Raw genomic sequence first — 21,295 nt, 5'->3', positions numbered from 1 at the left:
GGCGCTCGGCCGAGCGCGGACCCGGTCTCGGCACTCACCACGGCCCTCACCACCGCGGGTGCGGCGGCGGCCACGGGAGGCAGACGCAGCCGACGCCCCGGGACCCGGGGCGGCCGGGAGCGACGCGGACCGGGAGGTCGCGGTGAGTTCGCCGTCGACCTCCACGCCCCTCCTCGACGGAGTGCTGCGGCCGCAGCCCCCGGCGGGAAGGCCGCGCCCCGCGCCGCCGTCCGCCGACGGCACCGGATCGAACCTGGTCCACCAACTGCTGCTGGCCCTGCTGTGCGCGGGGTACGCCATCGGTTCCGCGGTCGGCTGGGGTTCGGACCGACTCGCGCTCATCATGGGCGACTTCGGGCTGACCGCCGCAGCCGGCACGGCCGCCGTCTCGTGCTTCCTCTACGGGCGCAGCCGCCGGGTCCGCTTTCGACCCGCCTGGCTGCTGTTCTCGCTCTCCTCGGTGATGGCGGCCTTCGGCAACCTGGTCTGGGGCTGGTACGAGGTGGTCCTGGGGCGGCCCGTGCCCAGCCCCAGCTTCGCCGACCTGTTCTTCCTGTGCTTCGCGCCCCCGGCCATCGTGGGGCTGCTCGTACTCGCCGCCCGCCCCATGACGAAGGCGGGCTGGGTCTGCCTGGCGCTGGACGCCTGGCTGATCGCCGGCTCGCTGCTCACGCTCTCCTGGAGCCTCGCGCTCGCCCAGGCGGCCAAGCTCGACGGTCCGAGCGTCTCGCACGCGGCGCTGTCCCTGGCCTACCCGCTGCTGGACATCGCCCTGGTCAGCATGGTGCTGGTGCTGCACTTCCGGCGCACCTCGGTGAACCGCACGGCGGTCAACACCGCCGTGGGCGCCCTCGCGCTGACCGTGATGTGCGACGCCCTGTTCACCTCACCGCTGCTGCACAACAACTACCGGTCGGGCCAGCTCCTCGACGCGGGCTGGTTCGCCGGCTCGCTGCTCCTGGCGTACGCGCCCTGGGCCGCCTCCCGTCGGCAGGCGGCGGACGAGGGACACACCCGCGTGGTGCGCGAGCACCTGCCCGGGCAGCGCCCCGGCGGGCACCCCCAGGTGCCTCCGCACGCGTCCGGCGCCGCACAGCCGTCCTCGCCGCAGACCCCGCTGCACATGCAGGCGCAGACGCCTCCCCAGGGGGGCGACCACGGCCGGTATCCGGTCACCCGGCCCATCACCGGCTCCCTGGCCGCGCTCACGCCCTATCTCGCCGCCGCCGTCTGCACCCTGGGGATCCTCTACAACGTCCTCAACGGCCGCAGCGTCGACCGCGTGGTGCTGCTGACCGGCGGCACGGTCGTGCTCGCCCTCGTGGTGCGCCAGGGGATCATGCTGCTCGACAACATCACCCTCACCCAGGAACTGGCGCAGAAGGAGAACCACTTCCGCTCCCTGGTGCAGGGTTCCAGCGACGTCATCATGATCGCCGCCCCCAGCGGCGTCCTGCGCTACGTCTCCCCGGCCGCCGCCGGGGTCTACGGGCGGCCCGCCGAGGAGCTCGTGGGCACCGAACTGGCCGGGCTCATCCACCCGGAGGACCTGGGGTGCGTGGTGCACGAGGTGCGCCGCTTCCTCGCCGCCAGTCCCCAGGACGAGCCCACCACCCGCATCGAGTGCCGGTTCCGTTCCGGCGACGGGGGCTGGCTCAACGTCGAGTCCACCGTCAACCGCCACCACGGCGGCCTGCTCTTCAACAGCCGGGACGTGACCGAGCGGGTACGCCTGCAGGCCCAGCTCCAGCACAACGCCGAGCACGACCCGCTCACCGACCTGCCCAACCGCGCGCTGTTCACCCGGCGCGTCCAGCAGGCCCTGTCCGGCCGGCGCAGCTCCGACCGGGGGCCCGCCCTGCGCAACACCGCGGTCCTCTTCATCGACCTCGACGGATTCAAGGCCGTCAACGACACCATCGGCCACGCGGCCGGCGACGAGCTGCTGGTCCAGGCGGCCCGCAGGCTCCAGGACGCGGTGCGCAAGGGCGACACGGCCTCCCGGCTGGGCGGCGACGAGTTCGCGGCTCTGATCGTCGGCGACGGCACCCGCGACCGCGCCGCCCGCGAACGGCACATACAGGAACTCGCCGACCGCCTCAGGATCACGCTCTCCCAGCCGTACCTCATCGACGGCAACGAGGTCCGGGTCGCCGCGTCCATCGGCGTCGCCTTCGCCGACCCGGGACTCGGCGCCGGTGAGCTGCTGCGCAACGCCGACCTCGCCATGTACCGCGCCAAGGCCGGCGGCAAGGGGCGGGTCGAGCTGTACAAGCCACAGATGCAGCAGGACGTCGTACGCAAGGTGGAGCTGGCCACGCGGCTGCGCGCGGCGCTGCACGACGGCGAGTTCGCGCTGCTGCACCAGCCCGTGGTGCGCCTCGAGGACGGCCGGATCTCGTCGGTCGCAGCCCAGGCCCGCTGGCGCTCCTCGCAGGGGGTGCTCTTCACGCCCGCCGAGTTCCTTCGGGTCGCCGAGGACAGTGACAAGACGGCCGAGCTGGGCCGCTGGATGCTGGAGGAGGCCGTCGAGCAGGCCGCCGACCGGACCGCGAGCGGGCTGACCCTGCCGGTGGTCGTGCGGGTGGGCGCACGGCGGCTCATCGACCGGTCGATGCCGCTGGGCTCCGTGGAGGCGTTGCTGACGCGGCACGGGCTGCCGTCCGGATCGCTGGTGGTCGAGCTCGCCGACACCGACCCGAGGGTGCCGCTGGACGAGCTGGAGCGCCGTCTGGGGGCCCTGAAGCGCCTCGGCGTCCGGATCGCCCTGGACGGCTTCGGCAGCGGCTACGCGGCCCTCACGGCGCTGCGCCGGCTGCCCGTCGACATCCTCAGGCTCGACCGCTCGCTGGTCGAGGGCGTCGTCGAGTCCGCGCGGCTGCACAAGATCACCAGCGGTCTGCTGCGGATCGCCGGCGACCTGGGGCTCCAGTCCCTGGCCGAGGGCGTCGACCTGCCCGAGCAGGTGGTCGCTCTGCGCGCGATGGGCTGCACGCACGGCCAGGGCATGGCCTTCTCCGGGCCGCTGGACGAGTACCGGCTGCGCCGGGCCCTCGCGACGGGCCGCTACCCGGTGCCGCACGGGCCCGCCGAGCCCGCGTTCGCGGGCGGGGGAACGGGGGTGTACACCAGTGGTGTCCACGCCGGTGGCGTCGCCGCCGGCGGTGTCACCACCGTCCTGGGGAGCGGAAGTGCCCTTCGCTCACATAATGAGACGCCCGTCCCACCCACTTGACAGTCGGTGCGCGCCAGGGGGAGGGTCAATGCCATGCGCACCCGAATTCTCGTACTTGGAAAGCGCGTCGGCTGAAGCTGGTGACGTCCGGGCGGACCGGAACTCGCAGCGACCCACACCCGGCGCGCTCCCCTCGCTTGCCTTTTGGCACGAGGGGTTTTTTGTTGCACAAAACCCGCAGCACCCCCCAGCACGACTCTCAGTAAAACCCTCAGCATCGAGAAGAGAATGCCGATGACCGAGCAGGCCACCGGGGCCCATCCGCAGCCGCGGCCCCGATCCGGAGGACAGCACTCCGCGTCCGTCGAGCACGTGACGGGTGCGCAGTCCCTCATCCGTTCTCTCGAGGAGGTCGGCGCCGACACGGTATTCGGCATTCCCGGCGGTGCGATCCTTCCCGCCTACGACCCGCTGATGGACTCGACGCGGGTCCGTCACGTCCTGGTCCGCCACGAGCAGGGCGCGGGCCACGCGGCCACCGGGTATGCGCAGGCCACCGGCCGGGTCGGTGTCTGCATGGCCACCTCGGGCCCCGGCGCCACCAACCTGGTGACCCCGATCGCCGACGCCCACATGGACTCGGTGCCGCTCGTGGCGATCACCGGCCAGGTGGCGTCCAAGGCGATCGGCACGGACGCCTTCCAGGAGGCGGACATCGTCGGCATCACCATGCCGATCACCAAGCACAACTTCCTGGTCACCAAGGCCGAGGACATCCCGCGGGTCATCGCGCAGGCGTTCCACATCGCCTCCACCGGCCGCCCCGGCCCGGTCCTGGTCGACATCGCCAAGGACGCCCTCCAGGCGAAGACGACGTTCTCCTGGCCGCCCGTCATGGACCTGCCCGGCTACCGCCCGGTGACCAAGCCGCACGCCAAGCAGATCCGCGAGGCCGCCAAGCTGATCACCGCCGCCAGGCGGCCGATCCTGTACGTCGGCGGCGGCGTCCTCAAGGCCGGCGCGACCGCCGAGCTGAAGGTCCTCGCCGAGCTGACCGGCGCGCCCGTCACCACCACGCTGATGGCGCTGGGCGCGTTCCCCGACAGCCACCCGCAGCACCTGGGCATGCCGGGCATGCACGGGTCCGTGGCCGCCGTGACCGGACTGCAGAAGGCCGACCTGATCGTCGCCCTCGGCGCCCGCTTCGACGACCGCGTCACCGGAAAGCTGGACAGCTTCGCGCCGTTCGCCAAGATCGTCCACGCGGACATCGACCCGGCGGAGATCGGCAAGAACCGCACCGCCGACGTCCCGATCGTGGGCGACGCGCGTGAGGTCATCGCGGACCTGGTCCAGGCGGTCCAGAAGGAGCACAGCGAGGGCCAGCAGGGCGACTACAGCGCCTGGTGGAAGGACCTGAGCCGCTGGCGCGAGACCTACCCGCTCGGCTACGACCAGCCCTCGGACGGCTCGCTCTCCCCGCAGCAGGTCATCGAGCGCATCGGACAGCTCGCCCCCGAGAACACGATCTTCGCCGCGGGCGTGGGCCAGCACCAGATGTGGGCCGCCCACTTCATCCAGTACGAGAAGCCCGCCACCTGGCTGAACTCCGGCGGTGCGGGCACCATGGGATACGCGGTCCCGGCCGCGATGGGCGCCAAGGCCGGCGCGCCGGACCAGGCGGTCTGGGCGATCGACGGCGACGGCTGCTTCCAGATGACAAATCAGGAGCTCACCACCTGCGCACTGAACAACATCCCGATCAAGGTCGCCATCATCAACAACGGCGCCCTCGGAATGGTCCGCCAGTGGCAGACGCTGTTCTACAACCAGCGCTACTCCAACACCGTGCTGCACTCCGGACCCAACGACGTGAACCCGGACGCCCGGGGCACGCGCGTCCCGGACTTCGTGAAGCTGTCCGAGGCCATGGGCTGCTACGCGATCCGCTGCGAGTCCCCCGACGACCTCGACAAGGTCATCGAGGAGGCGAACTCGATCAACGACCGCCCGGTCGTCGTCGACTTCATCGTCCACGAGGACGCGATGGTGTGGCCGATGGTCGCGGCCGGCACCTCCAACGACGAGATCATGGCCGCCCGGGACGTCCGCCCCGACTTCGGCGACAACGAAGACGACTGAGCGAGAGAGACGCAAAGAAGACATGTCCAAGCACACGCTCTCCGTCCTGGTGGAGAACAAGCCGGGCATCCTGGCCCGGATCGCCGCCCTGTTCTCGCGCCGCGGCTTCAACATCGACTCGCTCGCCGTCGGCGTCACCGAGCACGCCGACATCTCCCGCATCACGATCGTGGTGAGCGTCGACGCCCTCCCGCTGGAGCAGGTCACCAAGCAGCTCAACAAGCTCGTCGAGGTGCTGAAGATCGTCGAACTGGAGCCGGGACAGGCCGTTCACCGCGAACTCGTTCTGGTGAAGGTGCGCGCCGACAACGAGACGCGCTCCCAGATCGTCGAGATCGTCCAGCTGTTCCGCGCCAAGACCGTCGACGTCTCCCCGGAGGCCGTGACCATCGAGGCCACCGGCGGCAGCGACAAGCTGTCCGCCATGCTCAAGATGCTGGAGCCGTACGGGATCAAGGAGTTGGTCCAGTCCGGCACGATCGCGATCGGCCGTGGCGCCCGTTCGATCACGGACCGGTCGCTGCGCGCTCTCGACCGGTCGGCTTAAAACGCGGAGCGGGCGGTCGGCGTCATCCGACCGCCCGTATGCCGAGACCCCGAGACTTCCCTTCCGCCCGCCGTCATACGGTGGGACGCAACACCTGCATCCAAGGAGAGAACCCAAAGTGGCCGAGCTGTTCTACGACGCTGACGCCGACCTGTCCATCATCCAGGGCCGCAAGGTCGCGGTCATCGGCTACGGCAGCCAGGGCCACGCCCACGCCCTGTCGCTCCGTGACTCCGGTGTCGACGTCCGGGTCGGTCTGCACGAGGGCTCCAAGTCCAAGGCCAAGGCCGAGGAGCAGGGCCTGCGCGTGGTGACGCCGGCCGAGGCCGCCGCCGAGGCCGACGTCATCATGATCCTCATCCCGGACCCGATCCAGGCCCAGGTCTACGAGGAGTCCATCGCCCCGAACCTGAAGGACGGCGACGCGCTGTTCTTCGCGCACGGCTTCAACGTGCGCTTCGGCTTCATCAAGGCCCCGGCCGGCGTCGACGTCGCCCTGGTCGCCCCCAAGGGCCCGGGCCACCTGGTCCGCCGCCAGTACGAGGAGGGCCGCGGCGTCCCCGCGATCGCCGCGGTCGAGCAGGACGCCACGGGCAACGCGTTCGCGCTGGCGCTGTCGTACGCCAAGGGCATCGGCGGCACCCGCGCCGGCGTCATCAAGACCACCTTCACCGAGGAGACCGAGACCGACCTCTTCGGCGAGCAGGCCGTGCTGTGCGGTGGCACCGCGGCGCTGGTCAAGGCGGGCTTCGAGACCCTGGTCGAGGCCGGCTACCAGCCGGAGATCGCCTACTTCGAGTGCCTGCACGAGCTGAAGCTGATCGTCGACCTCATGTACGAGGGCGGCCTGGAGAAGATGCGCTGGAGCGTCTCCGAGACCGCCGAGTGGGGCGACTACATCACCGGCCCGCGCATCATCACGGACGCCACCAAGGCCGAGATGAAGCAGGTCCTCGCCGAGATCCAGGACGGCACCTTCGCCCAGAACTGGATGGACGAGTACCACGGCGGTCTGAAGAAGTACAACGAGTACAAGGACGCGGACTCCGAGCACCTGCTGGAGACCACGGGCAAGCAGCTCCGCAAGCTGATGAGCTGGGTGAACGAAGAGGCGTGAGCCTCGCGGACAGGGGTCGGAGCGCGCAGCTCCGGCCCCGTTGTCCATTCCGTCCGACCACGGACGGGTGATCCTTCCGCGGAGGCATGAGGCGACCTCCGTCGCAGCACTACACTGCTGCATATATACGCGTTCAGGCCCACAGCGTCGTGCGTCTTCCACGCGGCTAGCCCCCTCCTCCGCCTGCGGCCGTCGGGACGGCCGTCCGCACGCTTTGGACTTGTGAGGACTCACGTGAGCTCGAAACCTGTCGTACTCATCGCTGAAGAGCTGTCGCCCGCAACCGTGGACGCGCTTGGCCCGGACTTCGAGATCCGGCACTGCAACGGAGCGGACCGAGCCGAACTGCTCCCGGCCATCGCCGACGTCGACGCGATCCTGATCCGCTCGGCCACCAAGGTGGACGCCGAGGCGATCGCCGCCGCGAACAAGCTGAAGGTCGTCGCGCGAGCCGGCGTCGGCCTGGACAACGTCGACGTCTCCGCCGCCACCAAGGCCGGCGTGATGGTCGTCAACGCCCCCACCTCGAACATCGTGACCGCGGCCGAGCTGGCCTGCGGTCTGCTGCTCGCCACCGCCCGCCACATCCCGCAGGCCAACGCCGCGCTGAAGAACGGCGAGTGGAAGCGCAGCAAGTACACCGGTGTGGAGCTCGCCGAGAAGACCCTCGGCGTCGTCGGTCTCGGCCGCATCGGCGCGCTCGTCGCGCAGCGCATGTCCGGGTTCGGCATGAAGGTCGTCGCCTACGACCCCTATGTGCAGCCCGCGCGCGCCGCGCAGATGGGCGTCAAGGTGCTGTCGCTGGACGAGCTGCTCGAGGTCGCCGACTTCATCACCGTCCACCTGCCGAAGACCCCCGAGACGGTCGGTCTGATCGGCGACGAGGCGCTGCGCAAGGTCAAGCCGAGCGTGCGGATCGTCAACGCCGCCCGCGGCGGGATCGTCGACGAGGAGGCGCTGTACTCGGCGCTGAAGGAGGGCCGGGTCGCCGGCGCCGGCCTCGACGTGTACGCGAAGGAGCCCTGCACGGACTCCCCGCTGTTCGAGTTCGACCAGGTCGTGGCCACCCCGCACCTCGGCGCGTCCACCGACGAGGCGCAGGAGAAGGCCGGCATCGCGGTCGCGCGTTCGGTGCGTCTCGCCCTCGCCGGTGAGCTCGTGCCCGACGCGGTGAACGTCCAGGGCGGTGTCATCGCCGAGGACGTCAAGCCCGGTCTGCCGCTCGCCGAGCGCCTCGGCCGGATCTTCACCGCGCTGGCCGGCGAGGTCGCGGTCCGCCTCGACGTCGAGGTCTACGGCGAGATCACCCAGCACGACGTGAAGGTGCTGGAGCTGTCGGCGCTCAAGGGCGTCTTCGAGGACGTCGTCGACGAGACCGTCAGTTACGTCAACGCGCCGCTGTTCGCTCAGGAGCGCGGTGTCGAGGTGCGGCTGACGACCAGCTCGGAGTCGGCCGACCACCGCAACGTGGTGACCGTGCGCGGCACGCTCTCGGACGGCGAGGAGGTGTCGGTCTCCGGCACGCTGGCCGGTCCGAAGCACCTGCAGAAGATCGTCGCGGTCGGCGAGTACGACGTCGACCTCGCGCTCGCCGACCACATGGTCGTCCTCAAGTACGAGGACCGTCCGGGCGTCGTCGGCACCGTCGGCCGGATCTTCGGCGAGGCGGGCATCAACATCGCCGGCATGCAGGTCGCCCGCGCGGCGGTGGGCGGCGAGGCGCTGGCCGTGCTGACCGTCGACGACACGGTTCCCTCCGGGGTGCTGGCGGAGGTCGCGGAGGAGATCGGAGCGACGTCCGCTCGTGCCGTGAACCTCGTCTGAGGGTCGCCGCACGACTGGGGGCCGTCGCCCCCAGGCCCCTGCTTCGGCCTTGAAGGGGCCTCGTCCTCGAACGCCGGACGGGCTGAGAACCTCAGCCCGTCCGGCGTTCGTATGTGCCGCTACCTGTCGCTGACGCGACTGCGTCGCAGCGTCGCCGTCGCCGCCGTCGCGGCCCCCGCAAGGACCATCGCTCCCGCGATCGCCGCCCCCTGCATGCCGTGGGTGAAGGCCTCGCGGGCCGCCGCGGCCAGGGCGTCTCCCGTGCGCCCGGGCAGGTGGCCGGCGACGGCCAGCGCGCCGCCGAGGGTCTCGCGGGCCTCGGCCGGAGCCGAGGACGGCATGGCGTGGCGGTAGAGCGCCGTGCCGACGGAGCCGAGGACCGCCATCCCCAGCGCGCCGCCGAACTCGGCGCCCGTCTCCAGCAGCGAGGACGCCGAACCCGCGCGCTCGGCCGGGGCCGCGCTCATCGCCAGGTCCGTCATCTGGGAGAGGACCATGACGATGCCCGAGGCGAGGACCCCGCAGGCGGTCAGCACGAGCCACATCGAGTCGGTGCCGGCGAGGGCGAGCAGGCCGTAACCGGCCGCGCCGGTCGCGAAGCCCGCCGTCACGACGTGGGCGCGGTCGACGCCCTTCTGGACCAGCGAGGTGGCCAGCGGCGCCGCCATGCCGATCGGCACCGAGGGGAGCAGCGCCCACAGCGCCGCCTCCAGCGCGCTCTTGTCGAGGACCGACTGCAGGTACTGCGTGGTGAAGAAGGCCGAGCCCAGCATCCCGAACGAGGAGACGAGGTTCAGGACGACCGCGGGGGCGAAGCCGGGGCGACGGAAGAGGGCGGGGGAGATCATCGGGTCGGCGGCCGTGCGCTGACGGTGGACGAAGAGGGCGGCGAAGAGCAGGCCCACGGTGACCGAGACGACGTACCCGGTATGCCAGCCCTCGGAGGCGATCTCCTTGAGGCCGTAGATCACGGGGAGCACGGCGGCCATCGACAGCGGGACGCTCGGCCAGTCGAAGCGGCCGGGGGCGGGGTCGCGCGACTCCGGCAGCAGGACCGGGCCGAGGACCAGCAGCAGTGCCATCGCGGGCAGGTTGACCAGGAAGACCGAGCCCCACCAGAAGTACTCGACCAGGACGCCGCTCATCACGGAGCCGAGTGCGATGCCGCCGGTCATGACGCCGGACCACAGTCCGATCGCCTTCGCGCGCTGGCCGGGGTCGGTGAACATGGTGCGGATCAGGGCCATCGTCGAGGGCATCAGGGTCGCGCCGCCGATGCCGAGGACGGCGCGGGCGGCGATCAGGGTCTCGGCGCTGTCGGCGTAGGCCGCGATCAGTGAGGCGGCGCCGAAGGCGGCCGCGCCGATCAGAAGCAGCCTGCGGCGGCCCACGCGGTCGCCGAGCGAGCCCATCGTCATCAGCAGGCCGGCCAGGACGAACGCGTAGACGTCGAAGATCCACAGCTGCTGGGTGCCGCTGGGCTCCAGGTCCGCGCTGATCGCGGGGATGGCGAAGTAGAGGACGGAGACGTCCATGGAGACCAGCAGCAGCGGCAGCATCAGCACGCCGAGGGCGGTCCATTCGCGGCGGCCGGCACGGGCCGCCGGAGGTGTGGCGGTGCTCGTCGAGTTCGTCATGCCGAGGACTGTACGGACGTCTTAAACGCTTGTCTAGAACGAATGTATAAGTCATGCGTATGGGACGGTTGTATGGATCGGGGTAGGGTGGCGGGCATGGGACACCGTGAGGATCTGCTCGAAGGCGCCAAGCGCTGCCTGCTGGAGAAGGGCTTCGTGCGCACGACGGCGCGCGACATCGTCAAGGAGTCGGGGACCAACCTCGCCTCGATCGGCTACCACTACGGGTCGAAGGATGCACTGCTGGTCCAGGCCTACGTCTCGCTGATCGAGGGCCTCGGCGACACCTTCGACCCCGGCTGGGGCGCGGGCGACGCGTCCGCGTCCGCCCCGGGGTCGCTGGAGCGCTTCCAGGAGGTCTGGGGGAACGTCATCCGGTCGTTGCCCGAGGCTCGGGCCGTGTGGATGCTGAGCCTCGAGGTCATCCTCTACGCGGATCGGCTGCAGGAGGTGCGCAAGCTGCTCGCCGAGGCGCAGGAGCAGGGCCGTGCCGGGATCGTGCCCATGTTCAACGGCGTCCCGGAGGACCAGCTCGACAAGGAGACCGTCGAGACCGAGGGCCGCTTCTACCAGACCCTCCTGAACGGGCTCATGGTCCAGTGGCTCTTCGACCCGCCGTCGGCGACCGACGCGGCACAGCTCACCGAGGGGCTGCGTCGGGTGATCGCGGGGGCGGCCCGGAGCTGATCCGCCCGTCGCGCATCCGCAGGACGCGGTCCGCGACGTGTCCGACGACCGCCCGGTCGTGGCAGATGAAGAGACAGCCGAGGCCCAGGTCGTCCTGGAGGTCGGCCGGCAGGTTGAGGACGCCGGCCCGCACGGACGGGTCCAGGGCCGACACCGGCTCGTCGAGGACCAGCAGGCGCGGGTCGGAGGCGAGCGCGCGGGCGATGCCCACCCACTGGCACTGGCCGCCCGAGAGCTCGGCCGGGCGACGGTCGCCGTGCGACGGGTCCAGGCCGACCCGGTCGAGGAGTTCGGCCACACGGGCCGGGCCGTCGGTCGCGCTCCAGCGGCCCTGCACCCTCAGCGGTTCCGCGATCGCGTCGCGGACGCGGTGGCGAGGGCTGAGCGAACCGTACGGGTCCTGGAACACCGGCTGCATACGGGGGCGCAGCGGCCGCAGTTCCCGTTCGGTGAGGGACGTCAACTCCCGCCCTTCGAAGTGGACTTCGCCCTCGTCGGGGCGGCGCAGCAGCAGGACCGCCAGGGCGGTGGAGGACTTGCCGCAGCCGGAGGGGCCGTCGAGGGCGAGGGTCTCGCCGGGTTCGACGCAGAAGGACACGTGGTCGACGGCCGTCCTTGCGCCGTAGCGGACGACGAGGTCACGGACGTCCAGCAGCGGGCGGGTCATGCGAACTCCCGTATGGGATCATTGACTTCGGCCGCACGGTGGCAGGCGACGAGCCGTCCGGCCACCTCCCGTTCGGCCGGCTCCTCGCGTCGGCAGAGCTCGGTCCCCAGCGGACAGCGGGGTGCGAAGGCACAGCCCGGCGGCAGCGCGCCCGGAGCGGGCGGGGTGCCCGGCAGGGCGGGCAGACGACGGCGCCGGGGGCCGGACCCGGGGAGCGCGGCCGGCAGGCCCGCGGTGTACGGCGCCCGCGGATGCGTCGGCACCCGCCGCGCCGGGCCGGTCTCCACCGCGCGGCCCGCGTACATCACCAGCATCCAGCAGCGCGGCCTGGGACACGGGCACCGCCTCGACGATGTCGGCCTCGCCGCTGCGCAGGGCGGCGGCGCGGGCGGTGCCGTCGGGCACGAACCGTACGTCGATGCCGGGCGCCTTCGCCTTCGCGCCCCAGTAGGCGTCGTAACGGTCGAGGGAGGCGGAGGAGGTGCCGTCGACCTCGGTCAGCTCGAAGGGGCCGGTGCCGTTCACCGTCTCCCCGTGTACGCCCGCGCCGCGAGGATCGACAGCTGCGGCGAGCTCAGCCGCTGGGGGACCAGCGGGTCCTCGTCGGCGGTGGTGACGGTGACCGTGCCGGGGCCCGCGGCCCGCACGGTGAGTTCGATGCCGTCCAGGATGCGGGGCTTGGGGGTGGCGGTGGCGGCTGTGGTCAGCGACCGCACGACGGCTTCGGCGTCGAGCTTCGTGCCGTCGTGCAAGGTGACGCCGTCGCGTATGCGGAAGGTCCAGGTGCGGCCGGACCGCCGCCACGCGGTGGCGAGCGCGGCCTTCGGGTCGCCGGCCGCGTCCAGCTTCACGAGGGTCTCGGCGGTCGACCAGCGTGAGAGCTTGAAGGCGTCGTCGGAGAGCGGGGACAGCCCCGAGCGCGGGGGCTGCATCATCGCGACGCGCACCCGCCGGCCCTCCCCGTTCGTGGCGTCGCCGGTGGCGGACCCGCCGCCGGTGAAGCACCCGGTGAGCAGCGCCGAGGCGGCCGTGAGGGCGGTGACGGGGAGCAGGCGGCGAGCGGGCAGGCGCACGGAACCCTCCGGGTAAGGGGGTGATCGGGAGCGAGGGCGCCGACATTAGTATGATGATAATCATTTTCAGTAATGCCGTTGAAGGCGCTCGCCTCACGGCAGCCGGGTCGCCCGGATCAGGGCAGCCGGGCCGCCTTCAGGGTCATGTGCAGCAGCAGCCGGTCCTCGCCGTCGTCCAGGTCCAGACCCGTCAGCTGCTCCACCCGCGACAGCCGGTAGTACAGGGTCTGTCGGTGGATGCCCAGCTCCGCGGCCGCACGGCCGGCCTGGCCCGCGCAGTCGAGGTACACCTCCGCGGTGCGGGCGAGTTCCCGGTGGGCGGGGGCCAGCAGGGGCCGCACGGAAGGTTCCTGGGCCGCCTCGGGAGGCAGGGAGGTCAGCAGCCGGTAGGGGCCGACGGACGCCCACCGTGCGACCGGTCCCAGGCGCGGCTCCGCCAGCGCGGCCCGCGCCGACGCCGACGCCTCCTCCCAGGCGGCCCCGAGTTCGGCCAGTCCGACGCGCCCGGCCGCCACTCCGGCGGCGGCCCCTCCCGCCGCCGTCCCCCCTGCCCGCTCCAGCAGCCGCGTCGCCGCGGACGTCGCCGGGGTGAGGGTGTCCGCGGAGCGCAAGCGCACCAGCACCGCCAGGCACTGACCCGCCGTCGACCACGGCACCGTGCACAGCGCCGTCGCCCCCGGCAGCGTGCGCAGCGAGGGCGCCTCGTCCGGGTCGGCGGACGGCCAGGGGGCCACGCACACCACCGTGTGGGGGCCGTCCGCCCGGCTGCCGAGCGCGGTGCGCAGCTCCGCCACCGCCATGTCCCGGGGCCAGCCGCGCCCGGCGGTGAGCACAGCCCGCAGCTCCCGGGTGAGGTCGGCGCCGTGCTGGGCCTCGTCCGCGAGCAGGGCGCCGATCCGCACGGTCACCTCCATGGCGGCCGTCAGCTGCGCGTCCGACGGGCCGGGGTCGTCGTCCAGCAGCCAGACATAGCCGAGGGCGACCCCACGGTGCCGTACGGGGAGGCAGACGCGGCCGCGGTAGACCCCCGCCTCCGGGGTCGGCGGGATGCGGACCGGGCCGGTGGCGCGGGTGATGCCGAAGCCCTCGAACCAGGTGCGCACGGCCGTGGTCGAGCGCCGGGTCAGGATCGAGCGGGTGCGCACCGGGTCCAGCGCGGACGCGTCCAGCTCGTCCTCGCTGTCGTAGGCCCCGAACGCGATCAGCTCGAAGTCCCGGTTCTCCAGGGTCGCGGGGGCACCGAGCAGCTCCGAGATCTCGTCGACCAGCTCCTGGTAGTCACCCGCGTGGGAGGAAGATGCAGCATCGGCCGTCACCCGGGCATTCTCTCCCATTTCCGTGAGCGCTTCATACATCTGTATGAGATCTGCGGCACGGATGCGTGACAGCTGTCGATGGCCGACGATCGGAGAGATCCTTAGGTTTCACGGTGGTTCTCCGTGCCGTTCCCGGATCGTCGGGTATCGGCCTCGTATGGGTTGGTATGTGGAGGTGCCCCGTGCTGGGTCCCGTGATTCTCGCCGCGTCGCGCAGCGACCGGATGCGACGCCTGATCTCGGCGGCCCCGGTGACGAAACAGGTCGTGGACCGCTTCATCCCCGGTGAGACCGTCGACGACGTCGTGCCGATCATCGAGGAGCGCACCGCCCGCGGGCTGGAGCTGACGATGGACGTCGTCGGCGAGGACATCACCACCCCCGAACAGGCCGGCGCCGCCCGGGACGCCTACCTGGCCCTCGTCGACCGGCTGAAGGAGCTGGAGCTCGGCGAGCGGGTCGAGATGTCCGTGAAGCTGTCGATGTTCGGCCAGGCGCTGGACGGCGGGCACGAGCTGGCGCTCGCCAACGTGCGCCCGGTCGTCGAGGCCGCCGCCGCCATCGGCACCACCGTCACGCTCGACGCCGAGGACCACACCACCCTCGACTCGATGTTCGCCATCCACGAGGAGCTGCGGAAGGACTTCCCGCAGACGGGCTGCGTCATCCAGGCCTACCTCTTCCGCACCGAGGCCGACGCCCGCCGCCTCGCCGCGAACGGCAGCCGGGTGCGGCTCGTGAAGGGCGCCTACAAGGAGCCCGCCGAGGTCGCCCACCAGCAGAAGCACGAGATCGACAAGGCGTACGTGCGGATCCTGCGGACCCTGATGGAGGGCGAGGGGTACCCGATGATCGGGTCCCACGACCCGCGCCTGATCTCCATCGCCCAGGAGCTCGCCCGCCGAGCCGGCCGCAAGCCCGACGAGTACGAGTTCCAGATGCTGTACGGGATCAGGGGAGACGAGCATCTGCGGCTCGCCGCCGAAGGCCACCGCATGCGCGTCTACACCGCCTACGGCACCGACTGGTACGGCTACTTCATGAGGCGTCTCGCGGAGAAGCCGGCGAACCTGCGCTTCTTCCTGCGCTCCATGGTCAGCAAGGGCTGAGCCCGACCCCCGCTCGCAACACCGCTCAGTAAGGAGTTACCGAACTCATGGACGCTGTGACCCAGGTCCCCACCCCCGTCAACGAGCCGGTGCACGGCTACGCCCCCGGCTCGCCCGAGCGCGCCCGGCTGGAGGCCAAGCTCAAGGAGCTGGCCGACAACCCGGTCGACCTGCCCTGCACCATCGGCGGCGAGCAGCGGATGGGCGGCGGCGAGCGGTTCGACGTCGTGCAGCCGCACAACCACAAGGCCCGCCTCGGCACGTACGCCAACGCCACCCGGCAGGACGCCCAGGACGCGATCGACGCGGCCCTCGCCGCCGCGCCCGCCTGGCGCGCGATGTCCTTCGACGACCGCGCCGCGATCATCCTGCGCGCCGCGGAACTGCTCGCCGGACCCTGGCGCGAGACGCTCGCCGCCTCCACCATGCTCGGCCAGTCCAAGACCGCGCAGCAGGCGGAGATCGACTGCCCCTGCGAGCTGGTCGACTTCTGGCGCTTCAACGTCGCCTACGCCCGTCAGATCCTGGCCGAGCAGCCCCCGGCCAACTCCCCGGGCGTCTGGAACCGTCTGGACCACCGCCCGCTCGAGGGCTTCGTCTACGCGATCACGCCGTTCAACTTCACGGCCATCGCGGGCAACCTGCCGACCGCGCCCGCGCTGATGGGCAACGTGGTCGTGTGGAAGCCGTCCCCGACGCAGACGCACGCCGCCGTGCTGCTCATGCGACTGCTGGAGGAGGCCGGGCTGCCCAAGGGCGTCATCAACCTGGTCACCGGCGACGGCCTCGAGGTCTCCGAGGTGGCCCTGAACCACCGCGACCTCGCCGGCATCCACTTCACCGGCTCGACGAAGACCTTCCAGTACCTGTGGAAGACGGTCGGCGCCAACATCGAGAAGTACCGTTCCTACCCGCGTCTGGTCGGCGAGACCGGCGGCAAGGACTTCGTCGTCGCCCACCCGAGCGCCGACCGCGCCGTGCTGAAGACGGCCCTCACCCGGGGCGCCTTCGAGTACCAGGGCCAGAAGTGCAGCGCGACCTCCCGGGCCTACATCCCGGCGTCGATCTGGAACTCCGGCTTCAAGGAGGAGTTCGCGGCCGAGGTCGACCAGCTCGCCATGGGCGACGTCACCGACCTGTCGAACTTCATCGGCGCCGTCATCGACGAGCGGTCCTTCGCCAAGAACAAGGCCGCCATCGACCGGGCGAAGGCGGATCCGGCCTGCACGATCGTCGCGGGCGGCACCTACGACGACTCGGTCGGCTACTTCGTCCGCCCGACCGTCGTCGAGTGCACCGACCCGGAGAACGAGGTCTTCACGACCGAGTACTTCGGCCCGTTCCTCGCCGTGCACGTGTACGACGACAGCTCGGCCGAGGCGTACGACGAGATGCTGACGCAGATGGAGTCGGTGTCGGACTACGCGCTGACGGGCTCGGTCATCTCGAACGACCGTGCGGCCGCCGCGTACACGATGGAGAAGCTGCGCTACGCCGCCGGCAACTTCTACGTCAACGACAAGTCGACCGGCGCCGTCGTCGGCCAGCAGCCCTTCGGCGGCGGCCGCGCCTCGGGCACCAACGACAAGGCCGGCGCCCCGCAGAACCTGACGCGCTGGACGCTGACCCGCGCCATCAAGGAGACCCTGGTCCCGCCGACCGACTACACCTACCCGCACATGGGCTGACGATCCGTCAGCGTGCAGGAAGGGCCGGGCGATGCGCCCGGCCCTTCGCGTTTCCCGCGCGCGGCCGACGACGGCGTACGGCTGTGGGCCTCGCGGCAGGGGCGGGGCGAGCCCCTGGTGCTGTGCCGCGGGGGGCCGGGACAGTGGGACTGCTTCGGGAGCGTGGCGGCCCTGCTGGACCTGTCGGCGCAACGTCCTCGCCGGGCCTGGCGGCGGCGCTCAGAGGTTCCGGCCGAGGAAGTCCCCGATCAGGGCGGCGATCTGCCCCGCGTGCGTCTCCAGCGCGAAGTGCCCGGTGGGCAGCAGGTGCACCTCGGCCCCCGGCAGGTCCCGCCGGTAGGCGAGCGCGCCGGCCGGGACGAAGATCTCGTCACCGGCGCCCCAGACCGCCAGCAGCGGGACCTGGCTGGTGCGGAGGTACTCCTGGAAGGCCGGGTAGAGCGCGATGTTGGAGCCGTAGTCGGAGATCAGGTCGAGCTGGATCTCCGCCTGGCCGGGGCGGGCCATGCGGGCCGCGTCGTGTTCGTAGGCGTCGGGGCTGACGAGGTCCAACCGGTCTTCCGGAACGCCGTGCAGGTACTGCCACTTGATGCCCTCGGGGCTGCTGATCTCCCGGACGGGCGCCTCCGTCTGCGGGGTGCGCTCGGCGATCAGCGCCAGCACCGGCGCCCAGGCCTCCTCGCCCAGCCCCTCCTCGTAGGCGTTGCCGTTCTGGGTGATGACCGCCGTCACGCGCTCGGGGTGGGCGAGGGCGAGGCGCAGGCCGATGGGGGCGCCGTAGTCCTGGATGTAGAGGGCGTACCGCTCGAGGCCCAGCTCCTCGGTGAGCTCGTCGGTGATCTCGGCCAGCGCGGCGAAGTCGTACGTGAACTCGGAGGCGTCCGGGGCCGCCGAGCGGCCGAAGCCGAGGTGGTCGGGGGCGATCACGTGGTAGCGGTCGGCCAGGAGCGGGATCAGGTCGCGGAACATGTGCGAGCTGCTCGGGAAGCCGTGCAGGAGCAACAGGACCGGGGCGTCGGCCGGGCCCGCCTCCCGGTAGTGGATCTCATGGCCGCGGACCACGGCGCTGCGGTGGCGCACCCCGCCGTGGACGGAGGGGGCGACGCGGCGGACGGGGCGGAGGGTTCCGAGAGTCATGACGCGAGTGCATCACGTGACCATCTAACCGGTCAAGTGTTTTTTGAGGGTTAGAAACGCAGCTGCGGGTCGGGGGTCTCCGGGGGATGGGTGGGGATGTGGGCGGGGATGTGAGCGGGGGTGGGGGTGAGGGGGTGGGTGAACGTGCGGATCAGTGGGGCGGGAGGGGCGCGTGGGCCGGTCGCCGTCTCAGATAGTAGGAAGTCCGAGTAATTGTGGAGACAGTCGCGCGCTCCTCCCTTAGCTTTGTAGGAGCCGAACGTCTCGCTCGATCAAGCGAATGGCGGTCGTGAGCCGGGCCCCGTGCAGGCAACCCCTGCGGCCCCGCTCCCCGCCCCCCGGCGTCTCGTAACCCCTCTGGCACTCCCTGGAATTCGAAGGAGTCGATTCCCCATGGCCGAGACGACCGTCCGCCGCCGAGTCCGTCACGTCTCCCGTACGACCGAGTCCGACCGCAAGAACGCCGCCGCGGCGCTGCAGCGCGCCCTCGACCGCCGTGACAACGGCGGCGAGACCGGCCACTGAGAGCCGGCCACTGAGACCGGCCGCCGAGGCGGGTCACCGAGCCCGGTCGCCGAGACCGGTCTCCCCGCAGTCCGGGAGCCGCGCCCGCACGGGGTGCGGCGCGGGCGTCCGAACGGGACTTCGGGCCCCGCGCCGCTCCCTCGGCCCCCTGCCGTCCGCCGCGACACCGCTGTCCGCATGACGGACAGTCCGTGTCATCACATGGGACGAGGAGTAGGGTTCCCGCATGTCTCGCAGCCTCAATCTCGCAGTGATTCCCGGTGACGGCATCGGCCAGGAGGTCGTGACCGAAGGTCTCAAGGTCCTCTCCGCCGTCCTCCCGCAGGATGTGAAGCTGGAGACCAAGGAGTACGACTTCGGCGCCCGGCGCTACCACGCCACCGGTGAGACCCTCACCGACGCCGACGCCGAGGCGCTCAAGCAGCACGACGCGATCCTGCTCGGCGCGATCGGCGACCCGAGCGTCCCGTCCGGCGTCCTAGAGCGGGGCTTCCTGCTCAAGCTGCGCTTCCTCTTCGACCACCACGTCAACCTGCGCCCCTCGAAGCTCCTGCCCGGCGTCGCCACGCCGCTGGCCGGCCAGCCCGAGATCGACTTCATCGTGGTCCGCGAGGGCACCGAGGGTCCGTACACCGGCAACGGCGGCACGATCCGCAAGGGCACCCCGCACGAGGTCGCCACCGAGGTCTCCGTCAACACGGCCTTCGGTGTCGAGCGCGTGGTCCGCGACGCCTTCGCCCGCGCTCAGGCCCGCCCCCGCAAGAAGCTCACGCTGGTCCACAAGAACAATGTGCTGTCCTTCGCCGGTCACCTGTGGACGAACGTCTTCAACAAGGTGGCCGAGGAGTTCCCCGAGGTCAGCACGGACTACATCCACGTGGACGCCGCGACGATCTACCTGGTCACGGACCCCGGGCGGTTCGACGTCATCGTCACCGACAACCTGTTCGGCGACATCATCACCGACCTCGCCGCGGCCGTCTCCGGGGGCATCGGCGTCGCCGCGAGCGGGAACATCAACCCGTCCGGCGAGTTCCCGTCCATGTTCGAGCCCGTGCACGGCTCGGCCCCGGACATCGCCGGCCAGGGCAAGGCCGACCCCACCGCCACGGTCCTGTCCGTCGCCCTGCTGCTGCGCCACCTCGGCCACGAGGCCGAGGCGGTCCGCATCGAGGACGCCGTCTCCGCCGACCTGGCGGAGCGCGGTTCCCTGCCGGCGCGCAGCACCTCCGAGATCGGCGACGCGCTCTCCGTACGAGTAGCCGGCTGACCCCGCGCTGCACACATCGCTTCGAAGCCGCCGGGTCGCATCCGCACCCGGCGGCTTCTCCTGTGTCCGACCGGGTGTCACCATCAACCCTGGGTCGCATTCACGCCGTTTTCTTCCACGGACCCCGCTTGCGATAATCGAACGCGGAGCCGCGGTATGAGGCAATGCTCGGACGTCCTAGCACCGGCCACTGGCCGTACGGACGTGAGCGCGGCCCGTCACTACCCAACCGGTGAAGGACAACCACTCATGACGACGCCCACGATCGAGCTCAAGCCCTCCGCCAGCCCCACCTCCGCCGTCGAGCGGCAGGCGATCCTGGCGAACCCCGGGTTCGGCCGCCACTTCACCGACCACATGGTGACGATCAAGTGGACCGAGGGTCGCGGCTGGCACGACGGACAGCTCGTTCCGTACGCGCCGATCCCCCTCGATCCGGCGACCAACGTCCTGCACTACGCGCAGGAGATCTTCGAGGGCCTCAAGGCCTACCGCCGTCCCGACGGCTCCGTCGCCACCTTCCGTCCGGACCAGAACGCCAAGCGGTTCCAGCGTTCCGCCCGCCGCCTGGCGATGCCCGAGCTGCCGGTCGAGACGTTCATCGAGGCGTGCGACGCGCTCGTCGCCCAGGACAAGGACTGGGTGCCCGCGCACGGCGGCGAGGAGTCCCTCTACCTGCGGCCCTTCATGATCGCGACCGAGGTCGGCCTGGGCGTGAAGCCGGCCAACGAGTACCTCTTCATCGTGATCGCCTCGCCCGCCGGCGCGTACTTCCCGGGCGGCGTCAAGCCCGTCTCGATCTGGGTCTCCGAGGACCACGTCCGCGCCGTCCCCGGCGGCATGGGCGACGCCAAGACGGGCGGCAACTACGCCGCCTCCCTGCTCGCCCAGGCCGAGGCCGCCGCACAGGGCTGCGCCCAGGTCTGCTACCTCGACGCGGTCGAGCGCAAGTGGGTCGAGGAGCTCGGCGGCATGAACCTGTACTTCGTGTACGGGAACAAGATCGTCACGCCGTCCCTCACCGGCTCCATCCTGGAGGGCGTCACCCGCGACAGCCTCCTCACCGTCGCCCGCGACCTGGGGTACGAGGCCGAGGAGGGCCGCGTCTCGGTCGACCAGTGGCAGCGCGACTCGGAGAACGGCTCGCTGCGGGAGGTCTTCGCCTGCGGCACCGCGGCCGTGATCACCCCGGTCGGCACGGTCAAGCGCACCGGCGGCGAGTGGCAGCAGTCGGGCGGCGAGCCCGGCGAGGTCACCCTCAAGCTCCGCCAGGCCCTGCTGGACATCCAGCGAGGCACGGCCGAGGACAAGCACGGCTGGATGCACCAGCTGGGCTAGTCGCCACCTTCCTCCACAGCAGGGCCACCCCGACCGGGGTGGC

General features: G+C 71.3%; 17 protein-coding genes and 1 pseudogene. 11 read left to right on the top strand and 7 right to left on the bottom strand.

The features are described from left to right. Positions 1-142 precede the first annotated feature (142 nt). The 5 genes from ACZ7DE_RS34895 to serA all read left to right on the top strand — a co-directional run bounded on the left by ACZ7DE_RS34895 (position 143) and on the right by serA (position 8,805). A complete protein-coding gene (locus ACZ7DE_RS34895) occupies positions 143-3,235 on the top strand; it encodes a putative bifunctional diguanylate cyclase/phosphodiesterase (protein WP_470768315.1) in 3,093 nt (1,030 codons plus the stop codon). 234 nt (positions 3,236-3,469) lie between these two features. Beyond that, on the top strand, positions 3,470-5,317 hold the full coding sequence (locus ACZ7DE_RS34890; RefSeq protein ID WP_470768313.1) for an acetolactate synthase large subunit: 1,848 nt from the start codon (positions 3,470-3,472) through the stop codon (positions 5,315-5,317). Positions 5,318-5,339: 22 nt separating this feature from the next. After that, positions 5,340-5,864, top strand: a complete 525-nt coding sequence (gene ilvN / locus ACZ7DE_RS34885; protein WP_470768311.1) for an acetolactate synthase small subunit — start codon at positions 5,340-5,342, stop codon at positions 5,862-5,864. Between the two features lie 118 nt (positions 5,865-5,982). Continuing rightward, positions 5,983-6,981 (top strand): ketol-acid reductoisomerase, encoded by a 999-nt coding sequence (gene ilvC, locus ACZ7DE_RS34880; RefSeq protein ID WP_470768309.1) that lies wholly within the window; start codon positions 5,983-5,985, stop codon positions 6,979-6,981. A gap of 234 nt (positions 6,982-7,215) precedes the next feature. After that, a complete protein-coding gene (gene serA, locus ACZ7DE_RS34875) occupies positions 7,216-8,805 on the top strand; it encodes a phosphoglycerate dehydrogenase (RefSeq protein ID WP_470768308.1) in 1,590 nt (529 codons plus the stop codon). A gap of 119 nt (positions 8,806-8,924) precedes the next feature. Here the strand turns inward: serA and ACZ7DE_RS34870 are convergent, their stop codons facing one another. Beyond that, a complete protein-coding gene (locus ACZ7DE_RS34870; RefSeq protein WP_470768306.1) occupies positions 8,925-10,442 on the bottom strand; it encodes an MFS transporter in 1,518 nt (505 codons plus the stop codon). Between the two features lie 96 nt (positions 10,443-10,538). Between ACZ7DE_RS34870 and ACZ7DE_RS34865 the strand changes: the two genes are divergently transcribed. Beyond that, on the top strand, positions 10,539-11,129 hold the full coding sequence (locus tag ACZ7DE_RS34865; RefSeq protein WP_470768304.1) for a TetR/AcrR family transcriptional regulator: 591 nt from the start codon (positions 10,539-10,541) through the stop codon (positions 11,127-11,129). Here the strand turns inward: ACZ7DE_RS34865 and ACZ7DE_RS34860 are convergent. The 5 genes and pseudogenes from ACZ7DE_RS34860 to ACZ7DE_RS34840 form a co-directional block, all read right to left on the bottom strand. Further along, complete coding sequence (locus tag ACZ7DE_RS34860) at positions 11,083-11,796, bottom strand: ATP-binding cassette domain-containing protein (protein WP_470768302.1); 714 nt, start codon at positions 11,794-11,796, stop codon at positions 11,083-11,085. The two genes, ACZ7DE_RS34865 and ACZ7DE_RS34860, sit on opposite strands and share 47 nt — an antisense overlap. Beyond that, entirely contained in the window at positions 11,793-12,110 is a 318-nt protein-coding gene (locus ACZ7DE_RS34855) for an oligopeptide/dipeptide ABC transporter ATP-binding protein (RefSeq protein WP_470768300.1), read from the bottom strand. The genes ACZ7DE_RS34860 and ACZ7DE_RS34855 overlap by 4 nt, the downstream gene beginning before the upstream one ends. Before the next feature lie 55 nt (positions 12,111-12,165). Further along, a pseudogene (locus ACZ7DE_RS34850) lies at positions 12,166-12,321 on the bottom strand (ABC transporter substrate-binding protein); the annotation flags it as partial. Beyond that, the gene (locus ACZ7DE_RS34845; protein WP_470768298.1) at positions 12,318-12,869 is read right to left on the bottom strand and encodes an ABC transporter substrate-binding protein; all 552 of its coding nucleotides are present in this window, start codon (positions 12,867-12,869) and stop codon (positions 12,318-12,320) included. The pseudogene ACZ7DE_RS34850 and the gene ACZ7DE_RS34845, both read right to left, overlap by 4 nt. Positions 12,870-12,985: 116 nt before the next feature. Then, the gene (locus ACZ7DE_RS34840) at positions 12,986-14,203 is read right to left on the bottom strand and encodes a PucR family transcriptional regulator (RefSeq protein WP_470768297.1); all 1,218 of its coding nucleotides are present in this window, start codon (positions 14,201-14,203) and stop codon (positions 12,986-12,988) included. A gap of 164 nt (positions 14,204-14,367) precedes the next feature. Here ACZ7DE_RS34840 and ACZ7DE_RS34835 point away from each other — a divergent pair, with 164 nt between their 5' ends. Together ACZ7DE_RS34835 and pruA are read left to right on the top strand one after the other, a co-directional pair. After that, positions 14,368-15,294 carry a proline dehydrogenase family protein gene (locus ACZ7DE_RS34835; RefSeq protein ID WP_470768295.1) on the top strand — a complete coding sequence of 309 codons (927 nt, stop codon included), beginning with the start codon at positions 14,368-14,370 and terminating at the stop codon, positions 15,292-15,294. A 47-nt stretch (positions 15,295-15,341) separates the two neighbouring features. Continuing rightward, entirely contained in the window at positions 15,342-16,982 is a 1,641-nt protein-coding gene (pruA, locus tag ACZ7DE_RS34830; protein ID WP_470768293.1) for an L-glutamate gamma-semialdehyde dehydrogenase, read from the top strand. Positions 16,983-17,201: 219 nt separating this feature from the next. Here the strand turns inward: pruA and ACZ7DE_RS34825 are convergent, their stop codons facing one another. Further along, positions 17,202-18,119, bottom strand: a complete 918-nt coding sequence (locus ACZ7DE_RS34825) for an alpha/beta fold hydrolase (protein WP_470768291.1) — start codon at positions 18,117-18,119, stop codon at positions 17,202-17,204. 393 nt (positions 18,120-18,512) lie between these two features. On the opposite strand from ACZ7DE_RS34825, the gene ACZ7DE_RS34820 reads away from it, so the two are divergent. The 3 genes from ACZ7DE_RS34820 to ACZ7DE_RS34810 all read left to right on the top strand — a co-directional run bounded on the left by ACZ7DE_RS34820 (position 18,513) and on the right by ACZ7DE_RS34810 (position 21,252). After that, positions 18,513-18,644, top strand: a complete 132-nt coding sequence (locus ACZ7DE_RS34820) for a hypothetical protein (protein ID WP_106971817.1) — start codon at positions 18,513-18,515, stop codon at positions 18,642-18,644. A gap of 226 nt (positions 18,645-18,870) precedes the next feature. Next, the gene (locus tag ACZ7DE_RS34815) at positions 18,871-19,914 is read left to right on the top strand and encodes a 3-isopropylmalate dehydrogenase (RefSeq protein WP_470768289.1); all 1,044 of its coding nucleotides are present in this window, start codon (positions 18,871-18,873) and stop codon (positions 19,912-19,914) included. A 249-nt stretch (positions 19,915-20,163) separates the two neighbouring features. After that, positions 20,164-21,252, top strand: coding sequence for a branched-chain amino acid aminotransferase (locus tag ACZ7DE_RS34810; protein ID WP_470768287.1), 1,089 nt, complete (start codon positions 20,164-20,166; stop codon positions 21,250-21,252). Positions 21,253-21,295 lie beyond the last annotated feature (43 nt).

Source organism: Streptomyces sp. NPDC037083 (genome assembly GCF_055606485.1).
Note: the sequence above shows the minus strand (reverse complement) of the source record. Positions and strands in the feature narration are given on the sequence as shown.